The following is a 1,270-nucleotide window of genomic DNA, read 5'->3' on the forward strand; positions in this document are numbered from 1 at the left end:
TGACCTGCCACTGAAGTTTCATCCGGCTGCGATTAGAGCCTCGGCTGTTTTTGATAAGCCAAATGGCGTGGTGGGAGCAACCGGCGGAAACGCGAAGCTTTCATATTGCGTAGCGTTGGAGCCGGTTGCGGCGATGATCCCGGCATAGTCCGCCGGGGTTTGGTATCCGAGTGATGAGTGCGGCCGGAAATTGTTGTAATCGTTAGCCCATTCCGCAATGGCGCTGCGGGCATGGTCGAGACCAAAGAACAGGCTCTCGTTGAGCAACTCGTCGCGCATCCGGCCGTTGAAACTCTCAACATAACCGTTTTGCATTGGCCTACCCGGCGCGATGTAATGCCACTCGACCTTGTGATCCTTCGACCAGGCAAGGATGGCATTCGAGGTCAGTTCGGTCCCGTTGTCTGAGACAATCATGCCAGGCTTGCCTCGTCGCTCGATGAGCGTCGTCAACTCCCGCGCGACACGGCGACCTGATATCGATGTGTCCGGGATCGTCGCCAGGCATTCGCGTGTGACATCGTCGACTACATTGAGGATGCGGAAGCGCCTGCCGCAGGCGAATTGATCGTGGACGAAATCCAGTGACCAGCGAGCATTCGCCTTTGCTTCGACGAGGATCGGGGCACGCGTGCCGACGGCACGCCGCCTGGCTTTCCGCTTGCGCACGGAAAGACCTTCCTCGCGATAGAGCCGGTAGATGCGATTGACACCGGACGGCTCTCCGTCTCGTCGAAGCAAGATGAACAATCGACGATAGCCGAACCGGCGGCGCTCATTGGCCAGATCGCGCAGCTTCGCTCGCAACTCGACCTCCGGCGGTCGAGAGGATCGATAACGGATCGTCTTTCGGTCCGCAGATATGATCTGGCAGGCCCGCCGTTCCGAAAGACCCATGACGGCCTTCAGATGCGTGACAGCTTCACGCTTGGCGGCAGGCCCTACCACTTTTTTGAGAGAAGCTCGCGGAGTGCGGCTGTATCCAGCATCTGCTCGGCGAGCAGCTTCTTCAACTTGGCATTCTCGTCCTCAAGCGCCTTCAAACGTTTGGCCTCTGACACTTCCATGCCGCCATATTTGGCCTTCCAATTATAAAAGGTCGCCTCGGAAATCCCGTGCTTGCGGCAAAGATCAGCCGCCTTAACGCCAGCCTCTTGCTCCTTCAGCACCCCAATAATCTGCTCTTCCGTAAATCTCTGCTTCTTCATAAGTCCGTCCTCGATGGGCCGGACTCTAATCCAATCTGGAGGAAATTCTCAGTGGCAGGTCA

General features: G+C 57.4%; 1 protein-coding gene. It reads right to left on the bottom strand.

Going from position 1 to position 1,270, the window contains the following annotated elements:
• Positions 1-18 precede the first annotated feature (18 nt).
• Positions 19-1,208 (bottom strand): IS3 family transposase gene (locus L904_RS21995; RefSeq protein WP_111817720.1). Its coding sequence is split into 2 segments (ribosomal slippage): positions 19-947 and positions 947-1,208, totalling 1,191 coding nucleotides; the frame shifts between segments, so codons are not numbered across the junction.
• Positions 1,209-1,270 lie beyond the last annotated feature (62 nt).

It is taken from the genome of Agrobacterium sp. LY4, assembly GCF_001526585.1.
Classification (GTDB): domain Bacteria; phylum Pseudomonadota; class Alphaproteobacteria; order Rhizobiales; family Rhizobiaceae; genus Agrobacterium; species Agrobacterium leguminum.